This is a genomic window from Promicromonospora noduliphila, from assembly GCF_056951025.1.
On sequence record NZ_CM167806.1, the window covers coordinates 2,025,374 to 2,046,773 of the forward strand.

Consider the following 21,400-nt stretch of genomic DNA (forward strand, 5'->3'; position numbering starts at 1 on the left):
GTGACCAGCACCCTCACCCTCGACCGTGTGACCTACCGGTACGACGGCACCAAGAAGGACGTGCTGCGCGGCATCAGCGCGCAGTTCGAGCCCGGCAAGGTCTACACGATCGTCGGCAAGTCCGGGTCGGGAAAGTCGACCCTGCTGTCCCTGATCGCGGGCCTCGACGTCTGCGGCGGCGGCCGCATCCTGTTCGACGGCGACGACATGCGCACCCTCGACAGGGACGCCTACCGCGCCCAGGGCATCGGCGTGATCTTCCAGGGCTTCAACCTGCTCACCACCGCGACGGCCGTGCAGAACATCGTGCTGTCCATGAACATCTCCGGCAGCCGCGTGCGGCACAAGAAGGCGCACGCCTTCGACCTCCTTGCGGCCGTGGGGATCGACCGGGAGACCGCCGCACGGCCCGTGCTCAAGCTGTCCGGCGGCGAGCAGCAGCGCGTGGGCATCGCCAGGGCCCTGTCGCACGACCCGCGCATCATCATCGCCGACGAGCCCACCGGGAACCTCGACCAGGCCACCGAGGACGAGATCCTGCGCATCTTCACGCGCCTCGCGCACGAGGAGGGCCGGTGCGTCATCATCGTCACCCACTCCCGCCGGGTCACCGCCGTCGCCGACGAGGTGCTCGGGATCACCGCGGGCCGCCTGGGCACGGTCAAGAAGGCGCAGGGGCCGCGCAAGGCCGCCGTGCCGGCCCCGGCCGAGTCGGGCTCGGCCTGACCTACCGGATCATCCACCGACACCCCGTCAGAGGAGAGCCACCATGAACGAGCCAGACCCGGCCAACGGTCGTGTCCCCGGTCAGGACGCGGGTGCGGCGGCCTCGCCCGCCGCCGCACCCGCGACCCGGCCGTTGCCCGCTGCGGCACCCGTGACCCCGTCTTCGTCCGCCGCGGCACCGCCGGCCGACCCCGACCCGGCCACCGCTGCACGCCTCACCGCGACCCCCGCCGCGACAGGATCATCCGCCGACCCGTACGCCGTGCCCGTCACGCAGCCGCCCGGACCCCAGTCGCCCGGACCACGATCACCCAGGCCTCGCGCGACGGTCCCGACGTGGGTCCCCGTCGTGAGCGCGGCGGCGCTCGCCGCCGTCCTCGCGGCCGCCGCGGCCGCCGGCGTCGTCGGCACCCTGTCGGACGACGAGCCGAGCGCGGCGTCGCTGGCCGACGTCGGCCAGGAGCAGGTGGGCGCCGTGCCCGCCCAGAGCTACGTGGGCGACACCGACTGGAACGCGGTGGTCGCCGCCGTCGAGGACTCGGTGGTGTCGATCGAGACGCGGAGCGCGCAGGGCGGGACCGGTGGATCGGGCGTCGTCCTGGACGCCGAGGGCCACGTGCTGACCAACAACCACGTGGTCGAGGGCGCGCAGGACATCGAGATCACGCTCAGTGACGGGCGCATCCTCGACGCGGACGTCGTCGGCGCCGACGCGACGACGGACCTGGCCGTGGTCCAGGTCCAGGACGCCCCGGACGACCTGTCACCCGCCACGCTCGGCGACTCCGACGCGGTAGGGGTGGGCGATCCCGTGCTCGCCGTCGGCAGCCCGCTGGGCCTGTCCGGTACGGCGACCACGGGCATCGTCTCCGCGCTCGACCGGCCCGTCACGGCGTCGTCCGAGGTGGGCGGCGACCTGGTGGTCAGCAACTCCATCCAGACCGACGCGCCGATCAACCCGGGCAACTCCGGCGGTCCGCTGTTCGACGCGGCCGGCGAGGTCATCGGGATCAACTCGTCGATCCTCACGACCTCGGTCGGCGAGACGGGCTCCATCGGGCTGGGCTTCGCCATCCCGTCCACGCTCGCCCGGAGCATCAGCACCCAGCTCATCGAGGAGGGCGAGGCGGAGCACGCGTTCCTCGGGGTCTCCCTCTCCGACGGCACCGCCACCGCCGACGGCGTCACCCGCCGCGGCGCACAGGTCGACGACGTCGTGGCCGGGTCCCCGGCGGCGGACGCCGGCATCGAGGAGGGCGACGTGATCGTCGCCATCGACGACGACTCCGTCACCGGCGCGTCGTCCCTGATCGCCTTCGTCCGCGAGCGGACCGCCGACGAGCCGGTGGTGCTCACCGTGGTCGGCGACGGAGAGACCCGGGAGGTCGACGTGACGCTGGCGCTGCGCGACGAGTCCGACGTCGTCGAACCGGAGCCGGACGAGCAGCCCGCCTTCCCCCGGGACGGCGACGCCGACCCGTCTACCCCGCAGGACGTGCCGGACTGGCTGGAGGACATGTTCGGCAACTGATCGCCGGCCGCCCCTGCACCCTCCCGGCGACGGCCGGGCCGGTGCAGGGGAGCGGCCGGACCAGCCCTGCTTGCTCCGGGCTCGTTGCTCCGGGCTCGTTGCTTCAGGCTCCGCTCAGCCCCCCGGCTGGAATGCCTGGACGTCGAGCAGCTCGTCGTCCGGGTTGGTGCACGCGGTGAGCGTCAGCTCGTCGTTCTGCACGAACAGCGAACGCTTCTCGCCTGGTGGGTAGACACGGAACCCGTCCGCAGGCGTCTGGCCGCACTCGTCCCCGTAGTTCTCGGCGTTCGCGACAAGGACGTCGGCGTGGGCGGCAGATCCCGGGTCGAGTGTCACCGAGCCGTGGGGGCTCGACCGGTCGAGTGTCGCTGCGGCGCCGAGCTGCTTGCCGTCCCCCTCCCCGACGAAGGACACCCCCGGCCAGCCCTGCAGGATGCACGGGGCAGCGGCCTCGTTCTTCAGGACGATCGCGACCTCGTAGTGGCCGGCCGATCCGCCTCCCTCCACCGCTTCGACGCTCCCGGCCAGGTCGGGCGTCAGGCACCGTGGGGTTGCCGACTCGTCCGACGGGCCCGAGCTGGGTTCGGGTGTCTCTTCTGTGGGTGTCTCTTCTGTAGGCGTCTGGTCCGTGGGCGGGGCGCTCGCCGTCTCGCTGGCCGACGACGAGCCGGCGGACGGCGTCGGCGTATCGGACGCGCCTTCACCGCTGGTGGCGCCGGCCGAGTACCCCGCCGTCATGAGCAGTGCCGCGATTCCCGCGGTGCAGCATGCGGTGACGACGATCTTCCGCTTGATCACGCAAGTTCCCCCTTGACCCGACTCGACCCAGCCGCAACCAGCTCAGCGACCTTTCCGATGCTGTCAGATGTCTGGGGGCCTCGCGATGTCGCCGCTGCGCCGTCTCCAATCGTCGGGAGTCCGCACCGTTGGTGCTGGATCTCGACAGCACGGAACCGGCCTGGGGCGTGCCCGGCGGCGACTTCTGCGTCAAGGGCATCTACCTGATGAACGATGCGATGAGCACGGTCCGAGGCGCCCACACCGCATCGGGTCTCTCCAGGTCCTCCGCGTTGGCGCGCACTGGTCTGCATGGCTGCTGAACGTATCTCAGGAGCGTCTCGATGGTGTGGTGAAGGGTTATCCACAGATTTCAGATGGTGCGTGCAGATGGCACCGATGTTCGAGAGAATGGGGTCAGCGAACAACGACGGGCCAGCAGACGACGGGACGGGCGGGGGTGGGGACCAGTGGAGTCGGCGAACGGTGCGGTGTCTGGTGGTCTGCCCCCGGCGACGGTTGAGGAGGCGGTGGCCCGGATCGAGGCCGCGGTCGATGACCTGGCAACCCTGGTCGGTCCGGAGGTGTTGGACGGGTGGGGTGCGCCCTCGGTGGCCCGGTTGGTGGAGGCGCACACCCGGGTCCGTCGGGTGACGGGCCGCCTGGATGGGGTGCGGTACACGTTGTTGCCGCGGATCGAGGCCGAGGGGTCGTGGCGGTCGGGTGGGATGGCCAGGACGTTCACGACCTGGCTGCGGCTGCACGAGGGTGTGTCGGCTGCGACGGCGAGCAAGGACATGACGATCGCGCGCCGCCTGGCCACCGTGCTGCCGGCCACCCGGGAGCGGCTCGTGTCGGGTGAGCTGGGTGTGGATCATGCGCGGGTGATGACGCAGGAGGCGCCGACCAGCCCGACCCGGCAGGACGCGTTGGCCTGGCTGATCGACACCCGCACCGGCCAGCCGACCACGCCGGAGCTGTTCGTGCAGACCGTGCCGGTGGACGTCCCCGACCCCGCGGATGACCCGGACGGGACGGCAACGCGTGAGTTGATCACCGAGGTCCTCCAGGACGCGGTCGCTGAGGGCACGCTGGTGACGGGGGAGGGTGCGGTCCTACGTGAGGCGGGCGTGTTGAACGCGGACCAGTTCCGGATCGTGGCGCGCCGGTTCGCGTCGGTGACCGACCCGGACACCGATGAGGTCGAGGATGACAAGGCCGCTGCGGGTGAGTTCCTGGACTTGTCCAAGACGCTGGGCGGGTATCACGTGGCCGGGTTCTTGACCGATGAGCACGGCCTGCTGGTCACCACCGCGATCACCGCGGTCACCGGCGCACCGGCCGCGGAGGACACCCGCACGCCTACCCAGCGTCGGGCGCAGGGCCTGGCGGACGTGGCCCGGGTCGTGCTGGATGCCAATCAGGCCTCGCCGGGGGCGGCGATCGCGCCGCACTTGAACGTGACGGTGTCCTGGACCGAGCTGGTCACCCAGATCACCCGCACCCGGCAGGGCCTCTGCGTCACCTGCGGACAGACCGCACCCAGCCGCACGACCCAGGCGGGCACCACAAGCGCAGGCACGACGGGCACCACGAGCACGACAGGCGCGACAGGCACGACAGGCCCGACAGGCACGACAGGCCCGACAGGCACGACAGGCCCGACGATCACGACGATCACGGCGGGCATCGCGGGCGGAAGTACCACGGCAGGCGCCACGGGCATCGCGGGCGGAACTGCCACGGCGGGCGCAGGGACCGCGGGCGCAGGGGCGGCGGGCGTCACGGGCTCGGCCGGCGGTGGCGGGGCGGGCCTGGCGGGAACGAGCGGCCCCCGCACCACACGGCTGCAAGTCGCGGGCTGGAACGCAGCGGGCTGGAACGCAGCGGGCTGGAACGCAGCGGGCTGGAACGCAGCGGGCTGGAACGCAGCGGGCTGGGACATGGCGGGCTGGGACATGGCGGGCTGGGGCACGGCCGGCACACCGCCGCCGGTGTCCGGGCTCCTGGCCTCGGGTGGTGCGGTGTTCACCGAGACCGGCGGCCGGGTCCCACGCGCCCTGCTGCGCCGCCTGGCGTGTGACAGTGCCGTCACGAGGATCGTGTTCGGCCCCGACGGCGCCGTCCTGGACGTCGGACGCGCCCAGCGGACCGTGACCGGGCAGATGCGCCGCGCGGTCATTGCTCGGGACCAGCACTGCGTCTACCCCGGATGCGACCAACCACCATCCAGGTGCGAGGTCCACCATGCGGTCAAGCACTGGGCCGACGGCGGAGACACGTCCGTGGCGAACAGTGCCCTGCTGTGCTGGCACCACCATGCCCTGGTAGACACGCGGGGCATCACCATGCACTGGACCGGCAAACCCACCACCAATACCAGTGCCGTCGGGGCCCTGGTAGAGACCGGATGGGCCTTCACCGACGCCCACGGACACCACATCCACCTACCCGACGCCATCGACACCCCACCACCAGCCGACACCAACCCCGCCAACCGTGCGGACCCGCCGGCCGCCGACCCACCCGCCGACCCACCACCCGCGGACCCACCCGCCGCCGAAGCCGCCTGACAGCGGCCCGGCAGGCACGGCGGCCCGGCAGACCCACCGGCCGCCGAAGCCGGCTGACGACAGGTCCGGCGGCCCAGGCTCCCGGCGGGCCGGCAGACCCAGCGGACCGTACGCGGCGTAAGCCAGGCTGTCCCGTGCCCGACGGCCCGACGGCCCGACGGCCCGACGGCCCGGTAGGCCCGGCGAGCTCGGCGAGGTCGGCGGGATCGGCGACCCGGCGGGCCCAACGGCTTCAGCGGCCCAGCGACCCGACCAGAACAGCAGATGCTCAACACCTAACCGCCGGGGCGGCCCCGACAGGAGCGGGTCAACAGCGCGCCACCGAGGTCACCGATTCACCGAGGTCACCAATCCACAGCGATCCTCCCCAAGCCCCAAGCCTCAAGCGGCCACCGGTCAGGGCTGGAGGTTCTCCAGGTCCGCCAGGAGGCTGGGCCGCGTCGGCTTCCAGCCGAGCACCTCCTGGGTGTGGGCGCTCGACGAGGGCTGGTCGGTCGCGAAGATCGGGCCGAGGGACCCGAAGGTCTCCACCGGCACCGACTCCACCGGCAGCCCCAGCCGTCGCCCGATGACCGTCGCGATCTCACGGACCGGGTCGCCCTCGTCGGCGACGGCGTGCCAGGACGTACCGGCCGGCGCCTGCTCCAGGACCAGCCGGAAGAGGGCCGCGGCGTCGAGCGCGTGCACGGCCGGCCAGCGCTGGGTGCCGTCGCCGGGGTAGCCGGACACCCCGGTCTGCCGGGCGACGCGCGCGAGCATGCCCGCGAACCCGCCGTCGCCCCGGTTGTGCACGGTGCGCGGCAGGCGGACGGCCGAGCTCCGGACCCCGCGCGACGCGAGATCCAGGACACCCATGACGGCGCGGCCGCGACCGCCGACCGGTCCGCTGGTCGACGGCGGATCGGCCTCGGTCGTGACGCGGCCCGCGGTTGCCGGAGTGCCCGAGACGACGACGAACGGCCGGTCGCTGCCGGCCAGCTCCTCGCCGAGGGCCGTGAGGGCGGCGCCCTCCTCGGCGACGCACCGCGCGACGGCGTCGGCGCTGCTGAAGTCGTTGCCGAACGCGAGGTGGAGCACGCCGTCGGCCCGGGCGGCGCCGGCGAGCAGGGTGTCCAGGTCGGTGAGGCTGCCCCGGAGTGGCTCGGCGCCGGCCTCCTCGGCCGCCCGCGCCGACGCGTCGGAGCGGGTGAGCGCGAGGACGGTGTGGCCGTTCCCGAGCAGTTCGGCGACGACGGCGGACCCGATCAGGCCCGTGCCGCCGGTGACGAAGACATGCATGACGTACCCCCGAAAGTGATGGGACTCTTGTCCCATCAATGTAGCAGAGTGATGGGACAACTGTCCCATCACGTAGGATGGTCGCATGGCCAGATGGGAACCAGGGGCGCGCGAGCGTCTCGTCGTGGCCGCCGTGGACCTGTTCACCGAGCAGGGCTACGACGAGACGACGGTGGCGCAGATCGCCCAGCGGGCCGGCGTCACCAAGAGCACCTTCTTCCGGCACTTCCCGGACAAGCGCGAGCTGCTGGCGGCGGGTCAGGAGGCGCTGAGCCGTCTGCTGGCCGAGGGGATCGCCGAGGCGCCCGACGGCGCCAGCCCGCTCGAGGCGGTCGCCGCGGGCCTGGAGCGTGCGTCGAGCGCGTTCGGCCCGATGAACCGCGAGCTGGCTCCTCGGCTGAAGGCCGCTGTCGCCGCCAGCGCCGAGCTGCAGGAGCGCGACGCGCTGAAGAACGTGGGCCTCGCCGCCGCGATGTCGGACGCTCTGGTCGCGCGCGGCCTGCCCGAGACGACGGCGCACCTCGCGGCCGAGCTGGGCGCGCTCGCCTTCAAGCGCGCCTTCGCGCAGTGGTCGGCGGCTGCCGGCACCGCGGACGGCGGTACCGCGGACGGCGCTGCGGACGGCACCGCAGGCGGCACCGCGGACGGCGCTGCCGACAACGAGGGTGACGGCGACGACGCGGCCGACAGCAAGGACAGGGACGATATGGCCAGGTACGCCCTCGCGGAGCTCGACGCGCTCCGCGCCGCCAGCAAGTCGCTGGGCTGACGGCCTGAAGAGAGTTTGCCCTGGCGGCCGTACCGGGCGAACTAGGCTTCCGGCATGGTCGAGAGCGCTGCTGAACGGATCGAGGTTCGGGTCGCACGGGACGGCGAGCTGGAGCAGACCGTGCGGCTGCGCTGGCTGTGGACCGCTGAGCGGGAAGGAGTCGAGGTGGCGGACGACGATGCCGACTACGTTCCCCAGGCAGCCGACTGGGCCCGGGCGCACCGGGACACGCACGTACCGCACGTCGCGGTCCTCGGCGAGCAGGTGATCGGGATGGCGTGGCTCGCCCTGACGCCGCGGGTGCCCAAGGTCGGAGCGATCCAGCGGTGGTCGGGCGACCTGCAGTCCTGCTACGTCATGCCCGAGCACCGCGACCGCGGGATCGGCGGGCGGCTGGTCCGTGCGGTCCTGGCGACTGCTGCGCTGCACGGTGCGGAGCACGTCACCGTCCACACCTCTCCGGGCTCGGTGGACATGTACTCACGGAACGGGTTCGAGCACGAGGAGCGACTCCTGTACGCACAGCTCGACCAAGAGGCCGGCGGCGTGGCCGCCGGCTGACTGCCGTAAGGATCTGACCGCCGTAAGGATCTGGAGCAGGCACCGTCCTCGGGACCGGGGACCGGGGACCGGGGAGCAGGGAGCAGGGACCAGGACCGAAAATGTTCGTGCAGCGACCATGCTCCCGAGCGACACTGTCGCAATGTCTGGCTCCGTCTCCCTGCCCGCTTTCACCTGCGACGACACCGTCCGCCTCGCCGCAGCAGCGCTCGGACGCCAGCTCACCGACCCGGTCGACCTCGGCGGGTCGCGCCGTTCGCGCGTGCTGCGCTGTCGCACCGAGGACGGCGGCAGCGTCGTCGTGAAGCAGTTCCTCGTGACGGGCTCGGAGCTCGCGCGTGAGAGCGTGGGTCTTTCGCTCCTGGGCGCGACCCCAGAACTGCTCGCGGTGGACGACGAGCACCGGATCGTCGTCATGTCCGACCTCGGTGACGGCCTGCCGACCTTGGCCGACCTGCTCCTCGGTTCGGACCGGGCCGCCGCGTGGGCAGGTGCGCTGTCGTGGGCGCGAGACCTCGGCTCGATGCTCGGTGCGTCGCGGCGTGTCGCCGACGAGGCCCGACACCGGATCGCCGTCGGGCAGCCGGGTGGCCCGGTGCACTGGGACGCGGCCGCGGACCTTCGGCAAGGTCTCGTGAGCCGCCCGGCAGATCCTCGGCGCCTCGCGGGACGACGGCCGGCGCGCTCACGCCTAGCGCGCCAGCACCGTCTCCCGCATCGTCCGCGCCACGAACCGGTGGTACTCCGCCTGCGGGCGCCCGTCGAGGCGCACGTAGCGCAGGTACGTCTCGACGCTCGTCAGGACGGTGGTCGCGGCGAGCACCTCCTCGAAGGGCACGTCGTCGCGCAGCCAGCCGCGCTCGGCCACCACCCGCAGGATCTGCTCCACCTGCCCGTGGATGGACGCGAGCATGCCGCGGTAGTAGCCGTTCAGCTCCGGGTCGAGGGCGGCACCCCCGGTCAGGGCGATCCACACCCCGGCGACGCGTTCGTTGAGCCCGGTGACCATCTCAGCGAAGAACTCCGCCAGGCCGTCGGGGTCGGTGAGCGCCAGGAAGGCCTTGCCCTCGTCGAGCTCGAGGAAGTCGACCTCGCCCTCGACGCCGAACGAGCCGACCTCGATGGCCGCGCGCATGAGCGCGGCCTTGGGGCCCGCCTTCTGGACGGTCTCGACCGAGACCCGCGCCCGCTGCGCGATCTTGGCGAGCGTGGTGCCCGCGTACCCCAGCTCGCCGAACAGCTCGGTGGCGGCCGCGACGATCCGCGCGCGGGTCTCGGCCGCCTGGCGCGTGCGCAGCTCCGACCGGTAACGACGGGTGGGTGAATCGGTCGACGACACATTGACTCCTGTTCCGTGCAATTCAATACTACTAGGGCGTACCCAATTTGCCGCCTCGCCCCAGACAGGCCAGAGCCATGACCTCCGTCCTCATCGCCAGCGTCCCCATCCACGGCCACGTCACGCCGCTCCTCACCGTCGCCCGCCAGCTCGTCGACCGTGGCGACCGCGTCCGGTTCCTCACCGGCGCGCGGTTCGCCGACGTCGTGAGCGCCACCGGCGCCACCCACGTCCCCCTCCCGCCCGAGGCCGACTTCGACGACCGGCAGGACTTCAACGCCACCTTCCCCGAGCGTGCCAGGCTCCGCGGCCCCCGGGCCGGCGCGCACGACGTCGAGCACATCTTCGTCCGTCCCGGCCGCCCCCAGTACGACGCCGTCATGTCCCTCCACGCCGCCGAACCCGCCGACGTCCTGCTCACCGACCCCATGTTCGCGGGCAGCGCGTTCCTGCTCGGCCACCCCGTCGGCGCCCGGCCGCCGATCGTCATGTGCGGGATCTGCCCGCTGTTGGTCACCAGCCGCGACACCGCGCCCTTCACCATGGGGCTCCCACCCACGCGGGGCCCGCTCGGACGGCTGCGCAACGCGGCCCTGCACGCGCTCGTCGACCGTCTGGTGTTCGCGCGCTCCCAGGACATCGCCGACGGCATCTCCCGCGAGCTGCACGGGAGGCCGCTGGGCTTCCCGACGTTCGACTGGGGCCGGCGCGCCGAGGCGGTCGTGCAGTTCACGGTGCCCGAGTTCGAGTACCCGCTCTCGGACGCCCCCGCCAACCTGCGCTTCGCCGGCCCGCTCTCGGCGTCGGGGTCGCGGGCCCCTCTACCCGAGTGGTGGGGCGACCTCGACGGGTCGCGCCCGGTGGTGCACGTCACCCAGGGCACCATCGCGAACAAGGACCTCGGCCAGCTCGTCGGGCCCACGCTGGAGGCGCTCGCGGACGAGGACGTGCTCGTCGTGGTCGCGACCGGCGGCGTCGCGCTCACCGCGCTCCCGCCGCTGCCGGACAACGCGCGGGCCGCTGAGTTCCTGCCCTACGACGAGCTGCTGCCCAGGACGGCGGCGTTCGTCACGAACGGGGGCTACGGCGGCGTGCAGTACGCGCTGCGGTACGGCGTGCCGATCGTCACGACGGGCGGGCACGAGGACAAGGCCGAGGTGGGTGCGCGCATCGCCTGGTCCGGGGTCGGACGCCGGTTCCGCGCCGAGCATGTGGCCCCGAAGGCGCTGCGCCGGGCTGTGCGCGCCGTCATCGACGACCCCCGGTACCGGACGGCGAGCCGGGCCATGGCCGAGCGGATGGCGGCGTCGGGCGGGATCCGCGTGATCACCGAGGTGGTCGACGGGCTCAGCCGGTCCTCCGGCCGCTCGGTGCCAGGAACCCGCTAGGCGCGCTGGGGCCGAACCGCAAGTTCCTCGGGGCTGTCGGTGTCGAACCGCAAGCTGCTGGTCGCGGTTGGCGTCGAACCGCAAGCTGCCGGTCGCGGTCGGTGTCGAACCGCAAGTTCCTCGGAGCCGACGGCGTCGAACCGAAAGTTGCTGGTCGCCGACGGCGTCGAACCGAAGGGCACACGTCGATCTGGGCGCCGATCCACGCGCAACGTTCGGTTCGACGACGGTGACCACCGGGTTACGCCCGGTTGTTCCGGACTCGGCCCGGCCAGGCCAGGACCCGGCCCAGGCTCAGCCAAGAGCCCGGCCGGGTCGGTGGCGTCAGGCCCGTGCGACGGCGATGTTGGTGTTCCCGCGCGCCCCGGCCTCGTAGTACATGTAGAGGCGGCCGCCCTCTTCAGCGAAGCTCGGCGCCGCGGCCCGGGTGGCGACCGGCTCGGTGTACAGCACACCGAGGTGGTTCTCGCGGTCGAAGCTCGTGCCGACGTCGGCGACGTGGATGGTGCCTGCGCCGCTGTGGTAGACCACATGGCCGCCGCCGTTGCGCGACCAGTAGTGGGCCCCCGAGAGCTGGCCGCCCTCGCCCGCGACCGGTGAGATCAGCGGCTCCTGCTTGAACTGCCAGCCGGAGGCGAGCCGGTTGGACCAGCCGATGAAGATCTTGCGGGTCCCGGCCTGGGCGCCCATGAACAGCATGATCTGCGTGTCCGACTTGGTCGGGTGGGGGAACACCCGCGCGTAGGAGGTCTCGGTGACGTTCGAGGGCAGCATGTCCGTGGTCAGCACCGTGGCGCCGTAGGTGAAGCTGCGCCCGTCGGACGACGTCGCCACGCGGGTGATGGTGTTCTCCCCGTGGAAGAACAGGTAGATCAGGCCGTCGGCGGCGTTCCACACCGCGTGCGGGCTGGAGACGTGGCTCACGGAGTAGTGCGGCGACCAGGTGTTGGCGATGACGGGGTTGCCTGCATACTCCCGCCAGGGACCGGCGAGCGAGTCGGCGTACGCCAGGCAGATGCCGCCGGGCGCGTCGTGCGGCGCGTAGTACATGTACCAGGCGCCCAGCGGGTTGCGGACCTTGCCGGCGACGTGCCGGACCGAGGGGAAGATGATCTCGCCCGTCGGGTTGTAGGCCAGCGCGGACTTGTCCAGGGCCGCGCCGAGCCGGGTGAAGGTCGGGAAGCCCGGCACCGCGGCGGCGGCCGGGGCGGCCGAGGCGGCGACACCGACGCCAAGGGCGGCGGCCGAGCCGAGGGTCGCGGCGCCGAGGAGCAGGGTCCGCCGGTCGAGCACGGTTCGGTCGAGCACGGTTCGGTCGAGCAGAGTCCGCCGGTCGATCAGGAGCTTGCGGTCTGGTTCCACAGTTGGTTCCACGGTGCCTCCAGTCCGGCCCGGGCGGCCGCCGCGCTCCGCTGCGCGACGGCGCGGGAGTGCCGCGCCGGGCCTGTCGGAGACGAATCTCTGACCTGGGGCGTCGTGCCGTCAACAGGATGATAAGGATCATCAACAAAAGACCGCGCGAGCCCCGGCCGGCCCAGCCGTGCGCCGGTCCAGCCGAGCAGCGGCGGCGCCCGGCCGGAGCCCCGGCCGGAGCCCCGACCGCCGTCAGCCGCCTGTCAGTCGAACAGCCGCCGGAACACGTTCGTGTCCGCGAGGTCGACGAGCTCGTCGCCCCGCCCCGACAAGATCGTGCGGATCGCGTACAGCGTGAAGCCCCGCACCTGCTGGGCCGAGATGGCCGGCGGGATCGACAGCTCCTGCCGGGCCGTGACGACGTCGACCAGCGCCGGGCCGTCGTGGTCGAAGGCGGCGCGGAGGGCGCCCTCCAGGTCGTCGGGCTGCTCGACCCGCCGGGCGTGGATGCCCATGGCGTTCGCGACGTCGGCGAAGCTGGGGTTGTCGAGCTCCGTGCCGTAGTTCACGAAGCCCGCCGCCTTCATCTCCACCTCGACGAAGTTCAGCGACGAGTTGTTGAACACCACGATCTTCACGGGCAGCCCGTGCTGCCGGATGGTGAGCAGCTCGCCGAAGAGCATGCCCAGGCCGCCGTCGCCGGACAGGGCGACCACCTGCCGCTCACCGAATGCGGACTGGGCGCCGATGGCGTGCGGCACGGCGTTCGCCATGGTGCCGTGGCTGAACGACCCGATCAGGCGCCGCCTGCCGTTCATCGTCAGGTACCGGGCCGCCCAGACGACGGGGGAGCCGACGTCCGGAATGAACACCGCGTCGTCGCTCGCCAGCTCGCTGACCAGCCGCGCGACGTACTGCGGGTGGATCGGCTCGCGGTTGCGGTCGTTGTCGGCGAGCTCGTCGAGGTCCTTGCGCGCCTTCGCGTAGTGCTTGAGCGAGGCGTCGAGGTGCCTGCGGCTGCGCCGCTCGTCGAGCAGGGGGAGCAGGGCCTCGATGGTGTCGCCGACGTCGCCGACCAGCCCCAGGTCGACCGGCGTGCGCCGCCCGAGCTGCTCGCCCCGGAGGTCGACCTGCACGATCTTCGCCTTCGACGGGTAGAACTGCTGGTAGGGAAAGTCGGTGCCGAGCATCAGCAGCGCATCGCAGCTCTCCATGGCGCGGTAGCCCGAGGCGAAGCCGAGCAGGCCCGTCATGCCGACGTCGTACGGGTTGTCGTACTCGAGGAACTCCTTGCCGCGCATCGCGTGCACGATGGGCGCCTTGAGCCGCTCGGCGAGCTGGAGCACGCGCGCGTGGGCGCCCTCGGTGCCCGCGCCGCCCAGGATGGTCACCTTCTTCGCGGCGTTCAGGAGGTCGGCCGCCGCCCGCAGCTCGTCGTCGCCCGGGCGGACGACGCTCCGCGTGGCGCGGATCGGCGCCGACTTGCGGCGTCCGGCGCTCTCGGCCAGGAAGATCTCGCCCGGCACGACGACGACGGCGACGCCGCGCCGCTCCACCGCCGTCCGCATGGCGATCTCCAGCACGCGGGGGAGTTGCTCGGGCACGCTCACCATCTCGCTGTAGACGCTGCACTCGCGGAACAGCTCCTGGGGGTGCGTCTCCTGGAAGTACGTGCTGCCGATCTCGGCCACCGGGATGTGCGCGGCGATCGCGAGCACGGGCACCCGGCTCCGGTTCGCGTCGTAGAGCCCGTTGACCAGGTGCAGGTTGCCCGGCCCGCAGCTCCCGGCGCAGACCGAGAGCTCGCCGGTCAGGGCCGCCTCGGCGGCCGAGGCGAACGCGGCGGCCTCCTCGTGCCGCACCTGCTGCCAGGTGATCCCCGCGCTGCGGCGGATCGCGTCGGTGAACCCGTTCAGCGAGTCGCCCGGCAGGCCGTAGACCCGCTCGACGCCGGCGTCCTCGATGATCTCCACGATGGTCTCGGCAACGTTCGTCATGGTGTGCGCCCCTCGGCCGGCCTTTGCGATATGTCACGTCTGCGATATGTCACGTCTGTTCGGGAGCCAGGCGATGTCCTCGAACGTAGGCCGGGGCGGGTGACGTCGCAACGCAGGCGACGGAGGCGACTGGCAGAGGCGCCCCTCAGCCGGTCCCTGCGGCGCCGAGATAGGTCAGTACGGCCAGGACGCGCCGGTTGCTGTTGCCGTCGGCCGCGATGCCGAGCTTCGCGAACAGCGCGGTGGTGTGCTTGCTGATCGCCCCCTCGCTGAGGTACAGACGCTGGGCGATCGCCTGGTTGGACAGGCCCTCGGCCATCAGCGCGACGACCTCGCGCTCCCGGTCGGTGAGCGCGTCGAGAGGCGAGGTGGCGCCGGCGTTCAGGATCTTCGCCACGACGGCGGGGTCGAGCGAGGTGCCGCCCTGGGCGACGCGCTCGGCCGCCTCGATGAACTGCTCCGCGTCGAGGACCCGGTCCTTCAGCAGGTACCCCACGCCGCCGCGGCCGTCGGCGAGCAGCTCGCGCGCGTAGAGCTGCTCGATGTGCTGGGACAGAACCAGCACGGGCAGGTCCGGCCGCGTGCGGCGCGCCTCGAGGGCCGCCTGGAGCCCTTCGTCGGAGTAGGTGGGCGGCAGCCGCACGTCGACGACGGCGAGGTCCGGCCGCTGCTCGGTGAGCGCCCGTACCGTCGCGGGGCCGTCGCCGACGGCGGCGACGACCTCGTGGCCGTACGCCTCAAGCAGCCGGACCAGTCCGTCCCGCAGCAGGTAGAGGTCTTCCGCTACGACGATGCGCACGGCACCTCCACGGTGATGCGCGTCGGGCCGCCGGGCGGGCTGGCGATCCGCAGGGTGCCGTCGAACGCGCTGAGCCGGGTCTCGATCCCGGCCAGGCCGGATCCTGGTCCGAGGCGGGCTCCGCCGTGCCCGTCGTCCGTGACGGTGACGGCGACGCCCGCGCGCGTGGGGTCGATGGTGATGTCGACGGCCGACCCGCGGGAGTGCTTGACGGCGTTGGTGAGGAGCTCCGCCGTCGTGAAGTACAGGGCGGACTCGATCGGCGTCTCCAGCCGGTGGTCGAGCGTGGACCGGACCACCGCCCGGACCGGCGCGTCGAGGGCGAGCGCCCGGACCGCGTCGACCAGCCCGCGTTCCAGGAGCACCGGCGGGGCGATGCCGTGCACGAGCTCACGGAGCTCGTGCAGGGCGACCAGCGACGTCTCGCGTGCCTGGCCGAGCAGCACCCTGGCCTGGGCCGGGTCGCTGTCGATCAGCCGCTCGGCGGCGCTGATCGAGAGGCCGATGGAGACGAGCCGCGCCTGGGCGCCGTCGTGGAGGTTGCGCTCGATCCGGTGCAGCTCGGCCTCCTGCGCCTGGGTGAGATCGGCGCGGCCCTGGACCAGCGTCGCGATCCGGGTGGTGAGCCGCACGAGCACGGACGGGCCGAGGAGGCGCCGGGCCACGGGCACCACTGCCCGCCAGCCCACGGGCAGGAGGAGGACACCCAGAACGGCCGACGACACCGCGAGGGACGCGTCCGGTCCGGGCAGGCGAAGCGACGTCGGCGCGGCCAGCTCCACGGCCCCCACGCCGATCAGCGCCACCGGCAGCGCCGCGGCGACGCCGACGGTGAGCGGGGCGACCAGCACCCAGAGCATGTCCCGCCAGGACGCCGGGTCCTGCACGCGCGTCCGGATCCAGCGCTGGATCACCGAGACCCAGCGGAGCCGCTGGTAGTCGTACCCGTTCCACCAGTAGCCCGTCGCCATCCGGGTCACCGGGACCAGCGGACGGTAGGCGGCGGGGACCTCCGTGCTGGTCCAGCGCAGGACGAGGAACCGCGCTGCCCGGCACACGGGCCGGGTGAGCAGCACGAGGCTGGCCCCCGCGACGCCCACCACGCACCAGGCGACGGGCACCACGCGCCCGATCAGGTCGGCGAAGTAGACCGCCGCGGCCACCCAGATCGCGGGCAGGAGCCCCGTGAGGACGACGAGGGCGAGCGAGCGCACCAGCCCCTCGGCGAGCGATCGAGGGACGGCGAGGAACCGTGCGCCGGACGGCAGGGGCATGGCCCCATTCTTCCGGCCGGCCTGCCGTGCGCGCAGCAGATCGAGCGCAGATCGGGCCAGGAGTGGGGCCAGACCCACCCCGGTCGTGGGGCCAGACGCATTCCGGCTCGCCCGGGTGCTCCATAGCGTCGGTGGCGAGCGAAAGGAACTCGTCCATGGTCATCAACATCCTCCAGCCCGGAGGCGTCGGCGCGGGCGGCAAGGTCCCCGCGCAGCGCCTGCAGCAGCCGGAAGCCCGCCGGGCGTTCCGCACCCTCAAGTCCTGGTCACTGGCCTACCTCGGCGTGAGCGTGCTGGTGCTCGCCGCCTCGTTCGTCGTCCTCCGGGACGCGAGCCTCGGGAGCGCCGTCGGCGCCTGGATCCGTTGCGGCGTGGTCGCCCTCATCGCGGGGATCATCTACGCGCTCGCCGTGAGCGCCCAGGGCGGGCAGCGGCGGTCGTACCGGATCCTGCGCGTCTTCGCCTGGCTCGAGTCCCTCGGATTCCTCGTCATCGCCGTTGTGGTCCCGGGTTATCCGCTCTGGCTGCGGATCGCGAGCCTCGTCGTCGGCGTCTTCGCCGTCGCGACGGCGGTCGCCTCCGGGAACCGACACCTCCGGGCGGCCTTCGCGGACGACGTCTAGGCGCACGCGGACCGCCGGCGAAGCACCACGAGGAACCGCCACCAAGAAGCACTGCCGGTGAAACGCCATCGGTGAAACGCCATCGGTGAAACGCCATCGGTGAAACGCCACCGGTGAAACACCACCGGAGAAACACAGCAGAGCACCACCAACAGCGAATCGAGGAAGCACATGTCTGGTCCTACCCGTCGGGGATTCATCGCCGGCACCGCCGCGCTGGGCGGTGCGGCGCTCGGAGGTGCGGTGCTGGGCGGCGCGGCCGTGGCCGGCACGGAGGCGTCCGGCGCCCAGGCCTCCGCCGACCTGGCCGCGGGGGAGAGCGGAGCCGGTTCGGCCCTGATCCCGCGCGGGGACGCCCGCTACGAGGACCTCGTGCTGCGCCGCACGAGCGAACGGTTCTTCCCGCGCCCGGAGTACTTCCGGCTGCCCACCACCACCGAGCAGGTGGAGCGGGCGGTGGACGACGCCGTCCGCGCCGGCAAGCAGGTCACCGTCCGCAGCGGCGGGCACTGCTACGAGAACTTCGTGGGGGACGGCGCCGAGGTGATCATCGACCTGTCCGCGATGCGCCGGGTCGCGTTCGACCGGCGCCGCCGGGCGTTCATGATCGAGCCCGGTGCGACCCTGTGGGAGGTGTACCAGCGGCTCTACCTGGGCTGGGGCGTGACGATCCCCGGCGGCCAGTGCGGCGGGGTCGCCGCAGGCGGCCACATCCAGGGCGGCGGCTACGGCCCGCTGTCCCGGCAACTCGGCTCGGTGGTGGACTACCTGTACGCCGTCGAGGTCGTCGTGGTGGATCGCGCCGGCCGCGCCCGGACCGTCGTCGCGACCCGGGAGCCCGACGACGAGAACCGGGACCTCTGGTGGGCGCACACCGGTGCCGGGGGCGGGAACTTCGGCGTGGTCACCCGGTACTGGATGCGCACGCCCGGCGCCACGGGCACGGACCCGGCGCGCCTGCTCCCCAGGCCGCCCGCCGTGACGCTCGGCGTGCAGGTGGGCTGGAGCTGGCGTGACCTCACCGACGAGTCGTTCCACCGGCTGCTGCGCAACTACGGCGAGTGGCACGAGCGCAACAGCGCGCCGGGCTCCCGGTACGCGAGCCTGTTCAGCCCGATGCTGATCAGCCGGCGCAACACGGGCGAGGACCCGGGCGGGTTCGGCATGGTGGCCACGATGGACGGCACCCTGCCCGGCGCGGACGCGCTCCTGCGTGACTACGTCGCCGAGGTCACTGACGGCGTCCCGGGCACCGTCACCGTCGCGCCGCCGTCCCGGACGCCGTGGCTGGCCGCGGTGAAGGCCGGGTCGCTGAGCCAGGACGACGAGTCCGGGACGTTCAAGGCGAAGGCCGCCTACCTGCGGAGGCGGCTGACCGACGAGCAGATCAGGACCGCTTACACGTACCTGACCAGCACCGATCACCAGAACGAGCGCGCGATGCTCCTGCTGGTGTCCTACGGCGGCCGGGTCGGCACGGTGGCGCCGGACGCGACCGCCACCGCACAGCGGGACAGCATCATGAAGGTGCTCTACACGGTGACCTGGACCGACCCGGACCGCGAGGAGGCGAACCTGGACTGGATCCGGCGCTGGTACAGCGCGATGTACCGGGACACCGGCGGCGTGCCGGTGCCGAACGACGTCAACGACGGCTCCTACATCAACTATCCCGACGTCGACATCGCCGATCCGAGCTGGAACACGTCCGGGGTCCCGTGGCACGCCCTGTACTACAAGGACAACTACCCGCGGCTCCAGCAGGTCAAGGCGCGCTGGGATCCCCGCGACGTGTTCCACCACGCGCTGTCGGTCAGGCTGCCGGGCTAGGGGCTTCAGGGCTACGTCGTCGGTGGCGTACCTGCGGGAGAACCTCGCCGGCGCGGGCCTCGTGCTCGGCGCGGACGACGTCGCGGAGCTGGACCGGATCGGCGGGCGGTAGCGTGTGCCGGTGGACCCAGGGTGACCGTGCGTCGGACGGCGTCCCTACGGCGCCTGGCCGCTATGGCGCCGCGCCGTCCGTGTCGCAGAGGGGGTGCCGACCGCCCTGCTCAGCGGCGCAGGCGGCGTCTCCCGGTGCGCCTGGAGGTCCACGCGGTGCGTGCCGCACACGGCGCACCGCACGTAGAGCACGTCTCCGGCCGACGTCGGATGGCGGGAGTCGGTGGTCCACGAGTGCTCGTGCCGGGTCTCGCGGGTGGCGGCGGGCGATGGCAATGGTGTTGGCGATGCGGTGCTGGTGCTGGTCGTGGTCACGTGCCCCACGATGGTGTAATGGCGTTGTGCATCTCAACCCTTACGGCGAGTACGCGGTGCTGCTGGCCGCGTCGCTGGCCAACGACTGGCCCGCCGACCGCGCGGGTATCGAGGCGCGCACGCGCGAGTTCGGCATGACGATGGAGTTCCGGCACGAGCCGGAGGACCACGCCCGCACGCGCCTGGTCGTCGACGACTGGCTGCGGATCGTGGACACGCCGGCCCCGGACGAGCGCGCCGTGCTGCTGAACGCCCAGATGGCCGCCGTCGCCGCCTATCCGCGCCTCACCGACCACGACGGCGAGGGCTGGCACCTGCACTACCGGGACGAGAACCAGGTGCTGTCCTCGGTGCTGCGCGCCGTGATCAGCGTGGGCACCTCGCTGCACCTGGTCACGCGCGGGATGCACCGGCTGGGGCGCTGCGCCTCCGAGCCGTGTACCAAGGTCGTGGTCGACGTGACCCGCAACGGGCGGCAGCGGTACTGCTCGGTGCGGTGCGCCAACCGGGCCGCCGTCCGGCGGCACCGGGAGCGGGCGAGCCTGGCGTAGGTACGGGTAAGTCTGGCGTGGGTCCGGCCGAGTCTGGCGTGGGCGCGCGTGAGCCTGGCGTGGGTGCGCGTGGGCCCGGACGGGGCCGGCGCATGCGGCGCACGGTTCGCGTCAGGAGGCGCCGTCACGGCACGACGGCGAGCGGGTGCACGGCGCCGGTGCCGGCGTCCACGAGCGCCGCGCGGGTCAGCGTGCCGGTCAGCGGCACGATCTCGTAGACCGCTTCGAGCACCAGCGGCGTCTGCTCCAGCCGTACGCGGGTCGCCACGGTGACGTGCGGCGTCCAGATACCCGGGACGTAGTGCTTGTGCAGCTCGTCGTCCGTCGCGCCGAGGGCCGCCACGACCTGCTCCTGGCGCGCCGCGAGCGCGCTCGTCACGGCCGGGACCAGGCTCATCCGGCCGCGCCGGAAGGCGGCGACGGCGTCGAAGCGGACCGTGGTGGGGCCGGCGTCGGGCAGCGCCTCGACGGCGTCGCGCACCTTGTCCAGGTCCCACGAGCGCAGCACCGCCAGGGACAGATGGGGTACGTGCCTGCCGTGGGTGTGCGTGGCGAGCGTCGGCACGCCGTCGGCCTCAAGTCGCTGCCACAGCCGGCGCAGGACCCGCTCGGTCGGCCTGTCGAACAGCAGGCATACGGCCAGTGCCACGGTGCCAGCCTAGGACGACGGCCGCTCGCGCGGCAGGACCGTTCGGCCGCCGGGGCGTTCAGGCGCCGGGACCGCTCAGGCGTCGTCCACGAGCTCGGCGAGCTGCTGCGCGAGGTCCGAGCCGTCTGGGGCCACGTAGGCGACGAGGGTGTGCCGGCCGTCCAGGGTCCGCAGCTTCGAGAGGGTGAAGGTGACGTCGCCCAGCTTGCGGTGGTGGACGGTGCGGTCGTGCCCGGCCAGCGCGGCGAGGTCCTTGCGGTGCCAGAGCCGGGCGAAGGTGTCGCTCGTGGCCTGGAGGCCGGCGAGCAGCTCGGCGATGCGCGGATCGGTGACGTCGCGGCCGACCTGGGCCCGGAAGAAGGCCACGGTCTGCGCCGCCTCGGACGCCCAGTCGTCGGAGGCCGCGTGGAGCTCGTCGGAGGTGAACGTGAGCCACAGGATGTTCCGCCGCGCCGGGTCGACGCGTGGCAGGTCGGGGTACAGGACCTCGGCGCCACGGTTCCACGCGACGACGTCGAAGCGGTCGTCGAGCAGGAAGGCCGGGCTGGGGTCGAGCCGGTCCACGAGCGCCCGGTAGTGGCCGGCCACGGCCCGTGCGGCCGGCTCGGGTTCGCGCGGCGGCACCTCGCCGGCGAGCCGGAACAGGTGCGCCGTCTCGACGTCGTCCAGCCCGAGGGTGTCGACCAGGCCGGCCAGCACCTGGCGCGAGGCGCGCACGTCCCGTCCCTGCTCGAGCCAGGTGTACCAGGTGACGCTCAGGCCGGCGAGCAGGGCGACCTCCTCGCGTCGCAGGCCGGGCGTGCGGCGCCGTCCGCCCGCGGGCAGTCCGACGTCCTGCGGGCGACGCCGCTCCCTGCGGCTGCGGAGGAACTCGCCCAGCTCCCGGTGCTGATCCGTGGCGACCACGGGATCCATCGTCGCAGACCGCCCGGTCCGGATCCTGTCCGGATCCTGGT

The 21,400-nt window shown here is 72.7% G+C and carries 19 protein-coding genes; 9 read left to right on the plus strand and 10 right to left on the minus strand.

Annotation, left to right across the window (positions count from 1 at the left end; translation table 11 throughout):
* Nucleotides 1-726, plus strand: a complete 726-nt coding sequence (locus AC0QU1_RS08865) for an ABC transporter ATP-binding protein (protein ID WP_483576024.1) — start codon at nucleotides 1-3, stop codon at nucleotides 724-726.
* A 43-nt stretch (nucleotides 727-769) separates the two neighbouring features.
* Nucleotides 770-2,257, plus strand: a complete 1,488-nt coding sequence (locus AC0QU1_RS08870; protein ID WP_483576025.1) for a S1C family serine protease — start codon at nucleotides 770-772, stop codon at nucleotides 2,255-2,257.
* Nucleotides 2,258-2,371: 114 nt separating this feature from the next.
* Here the strand turns inward: AC0QU1_RS08870 and AC0QU1_RS08875 are convergent, their stop codons facing one another.
* Nucleotides 2,372-3,055, minus strand: a complete 684-nt coding sequence (locus AC0QU1_RS08875; RefSeq protein WP_483576026.1) for a DUF4232 domain-containing protein — start codon at nucleotides 3,053-3,055, stop codon at nucleotides 2,372-2,374.
* A 449-nt stretch (nucleotides 3,056-3,504) separates the two neighbouring features.
* Between AC0QU1_RS08875 and AC0QU1_RS08880 the strand changes: the two genes are divergently transcribed.
* Nucleotides 3,505-5,607, plus strand: a complete 2,103-nt coding sequence (locus tag AC0QU1_RS08880; RefSeq protein ID WP_483616477.1) for an HNH endonuclease signature motif containing protein — start codon at nucleotides 3,505-3,507, stop codon at nucleotides 5,605-5,607.
* 396 nt (nucleotides 5,608-6,003) lie between these two features.
* On the opposite strand, the gene AC0QU1_RS08885 is transcribed toward AC0QU1_RS08880, so the two are convergent.
* On the minus strand, nucleotides 6,004-6,885 hold the full coding sequence (locus AC0QU1_RS08885) for an SDR family oxidoreductase (RefSeq protein WP_483576028.1): 882 nt from the start codon (nucleotides 6,883-6,885) through the stop codon (nucleotides 6,004-6,006).
* Nucleotides 6,886-6,970: 85 nt separating this feature from the next.
* On the opposite strand from AC0QU1_RS08885, the gene AC0QU1_RS08890 reads away from it, so the two are divergent.
* Together AC0QU1_RS08890 and AC0QU1_RS08895 are read left to right on the plus strand one after the other, a co-directional pair.
* Nucleotides 6,971-7,654, plus strand: a complete 684-nt coding sequence (locus tag AC0QU1_RS08890; protein WP_483576029.1) for a TetR/AcrR family transcriptional regulator — start codon at nucleotides 6,971-6,973, stop codon at nucleotides 7,652-7,654.
* 54 nt (nucleotides 7,655-7,708) lie between these two features.
* Nucleotides 7,709-8,215, plus strand: coding sequence for a GNAT family N-acetyltransferase (locus AC0QU1_RS08895; protein ID WP_483576030.1), 507 nt, complete (start codon nucleotides 7,709-7,711; stop codon nucleotides 8,213-8,215).
* A 691-nt stretch (nucleotides 8,216-8,906) separates the two neighbouring features.
* Here AC0QU1_RS08895 and AC0QU1_RS08900 read toward each other — a convergent pair.
* Nucleotides 8,907-9,554 (minus strand): TetR/AcrR family transcriptional regulator, encoded by a 648-nt coding sequence (locus AC0QU1_RS08900; protein WP_483576031.1) that lies wholly within the window; start codon nucleotides 9,552-9,554, stop codon nucleotides 8,907-8,909.
* A gap of 77 nt (nucleotides 9,555-9,631) precedes the next feature.
* Between AC0QU1_RS08900 and AC0QU1_RS08905 the strand changes: the two genes are divergently transcribed.
* On the plus strand, nucleotides 9,632-10,942 hold the full coding sequence (locus AC0QU1_RS08905; protein ID WP_483576032.1) for a glycosyltransferase: 1,311 nt from the start codon (nucleotides 9,632-9,634) through the stop codon (nucleotides 10,940-10,942).
* A 324-nt stretch (nucleotides 10,943-11,266) separates the two neighbouring features.
* Here AC0QU1_RS08905 and AC0QU1_RS08910 read toward each other — a convergent pair whose 3' ends face one another.
* The 4 genes from AC0QU1_RS08910 to AC0QU1_RS08925 form a co-directional block, all read right to left on the minus strand.
* Entirely contained in the window at nucleotides 11,267-12,316 is a 1,050-nt protein-coding gene (locus tag AC0QU1_RS08910; RefSeq protein WP_483576033.1) for a hypothetical protein, read from the minus strand.
* A gap of 242 nt (nucleotides 12,317-12,558) precedes the next feature.
* A complete protein-coding gene (gene poxB, locus AC0QU1_RS08915) occupies nucleotides 12,559-14,292 on the minus strand; it encodes a ubiquinone-dependent pyruvate dehydrogenase (protein WP_483576034.1) in 1,734 nt (577 codons plus the stop codon).
* A 145-nt stretch (nucleotides 14,293-14,437) separates the two neighbouring features.
* The gene (locus tag AC0QU1_RS08920; RefSeq protein WP_483576035.1) at nucleotides 14,438-15,091 is read right to left on the minus strand and encodes a response regulator transcription factor; all 654 of its coding nucleotides are present in this window, start codon (nucleotides 15,089-15,091) and stop codon (nucleotides 14,438-14,440) included.
* Nucleotides 15,076-16,365, minus strand: a complete 1,290-nt coding sequence (locus tag AC0QU1_RS08925; protein WP_483576036.1) for a sensor histidine kinase — start codon at nucleotides 16,363-16,365, stop codon at nucleotides 15,076-15,078. Before AC0QU1_RS08925 ends, AC0QU1_RS08920 begins: the two co-directional genes overlap by 16 nt.
* 155 nt (nucleotides 16,366-16,520) lie before the next feature.
* On the opposite strand from AC0QU1_RS08925, the gene AC0QU1_RS08930 reads away from it, so the two are divergent.
* Nucleotides 16,521-16,988, plus strand: coding sequence for a hypothetical protein (locus AC0QU1_RS08930; protein WP_483576037.1), 468 nt, complete (start codon nucleotides 16,521-16,523; stop codon nucleotides 16,986-16,988).
* 171 nt (nucleotides 16,989-17,159) lie between these two features.
* Nucleotides 17,160-18,818 (plus strand): FAD-binding oxidoreductase, encoded by a 1,659-nt coding sequence (locus tag AC0QU1_RS08935; protein ID WP_483576038.1) that lies wholly within the window; start codon nucleotides 17,160-17,162, stop codon nucleotides 18,816-18,818.
* A 156-nt stretch (nucleotides 18,819-18,974) separates the two neighbouring features.
* Here the strand turns inward: AC0QU1_RS08935 and AC0QU1_RS08940 are convergent, their stop codons facing one another.
* Complete coding sequence (locus AC0QU1_RS08940; RefSeq protein ID WP_483576039.1) at nucleotides 18,975-19,244, minus strand: hypothetical protein; 270 nt, start codon at nucleotides 19,242-19,244, stop codon at nucleotides 18,975-18,977.
* A 26-nt stretch (nucleotides 19,245-19,270) separates the two neighbouring features.
* Here AC0QU1_RS08940 and AC0QU1_RS08945 point away from each other — a divergent pair, with 26 nt between their 5' ends.
* Complete coding sequence (locus tag AC0QU1_RS08945; protein WP_483576040.1) at nucleotides 19,271-19,795, plus strand: CGNR zinc finger domain-containing protein; 525 nt, start codon at nucleotides 19,271-19,273, stop codon at nucleotides 19,793-19,795.
* 124 nt (nucleotides 19,796-19,919) lie between these two features.
* Here AC0QU1_RS08945 and AC0QU1_RS08950 read toward each other — a convergent pair whose 3' ends face one another.
* Both AC0QU1_RS08950 and AC0QU1_RS08955 read right to left on the minus strand, forming a co-directional pair.
* Nucleotides 19,920-20,444: a 2'-5' RNA ligase family protein gene (locus AC0QU1_RS08950; RefSeq protein WP_483576041.1), complete on the minus strand. Its 525-nt coding sequence runs from the start codon at nucleotides 20,442-20,444 to the stop codon at nucleotides 19,920-19,922.
* 75 nt (nucleotides 20,445-20,519) lie between these two features.
* The gene (locus AC0QU1_RS08955) at nucleotides 20,520-21,350 is read right to left on the minus strand and encodes a helix-turn-helix transcriptional regulator (RefSeq protein ID WP_483576042.1); all 831 of its coding nucleotides are present in this window, start codon (nucleotides 21,348-21,350) and stop codon (nucleotides 20,520-20,522) included.
* Nucleotides 21,351-21,400 lie beyond the last annotated feature (50 nt).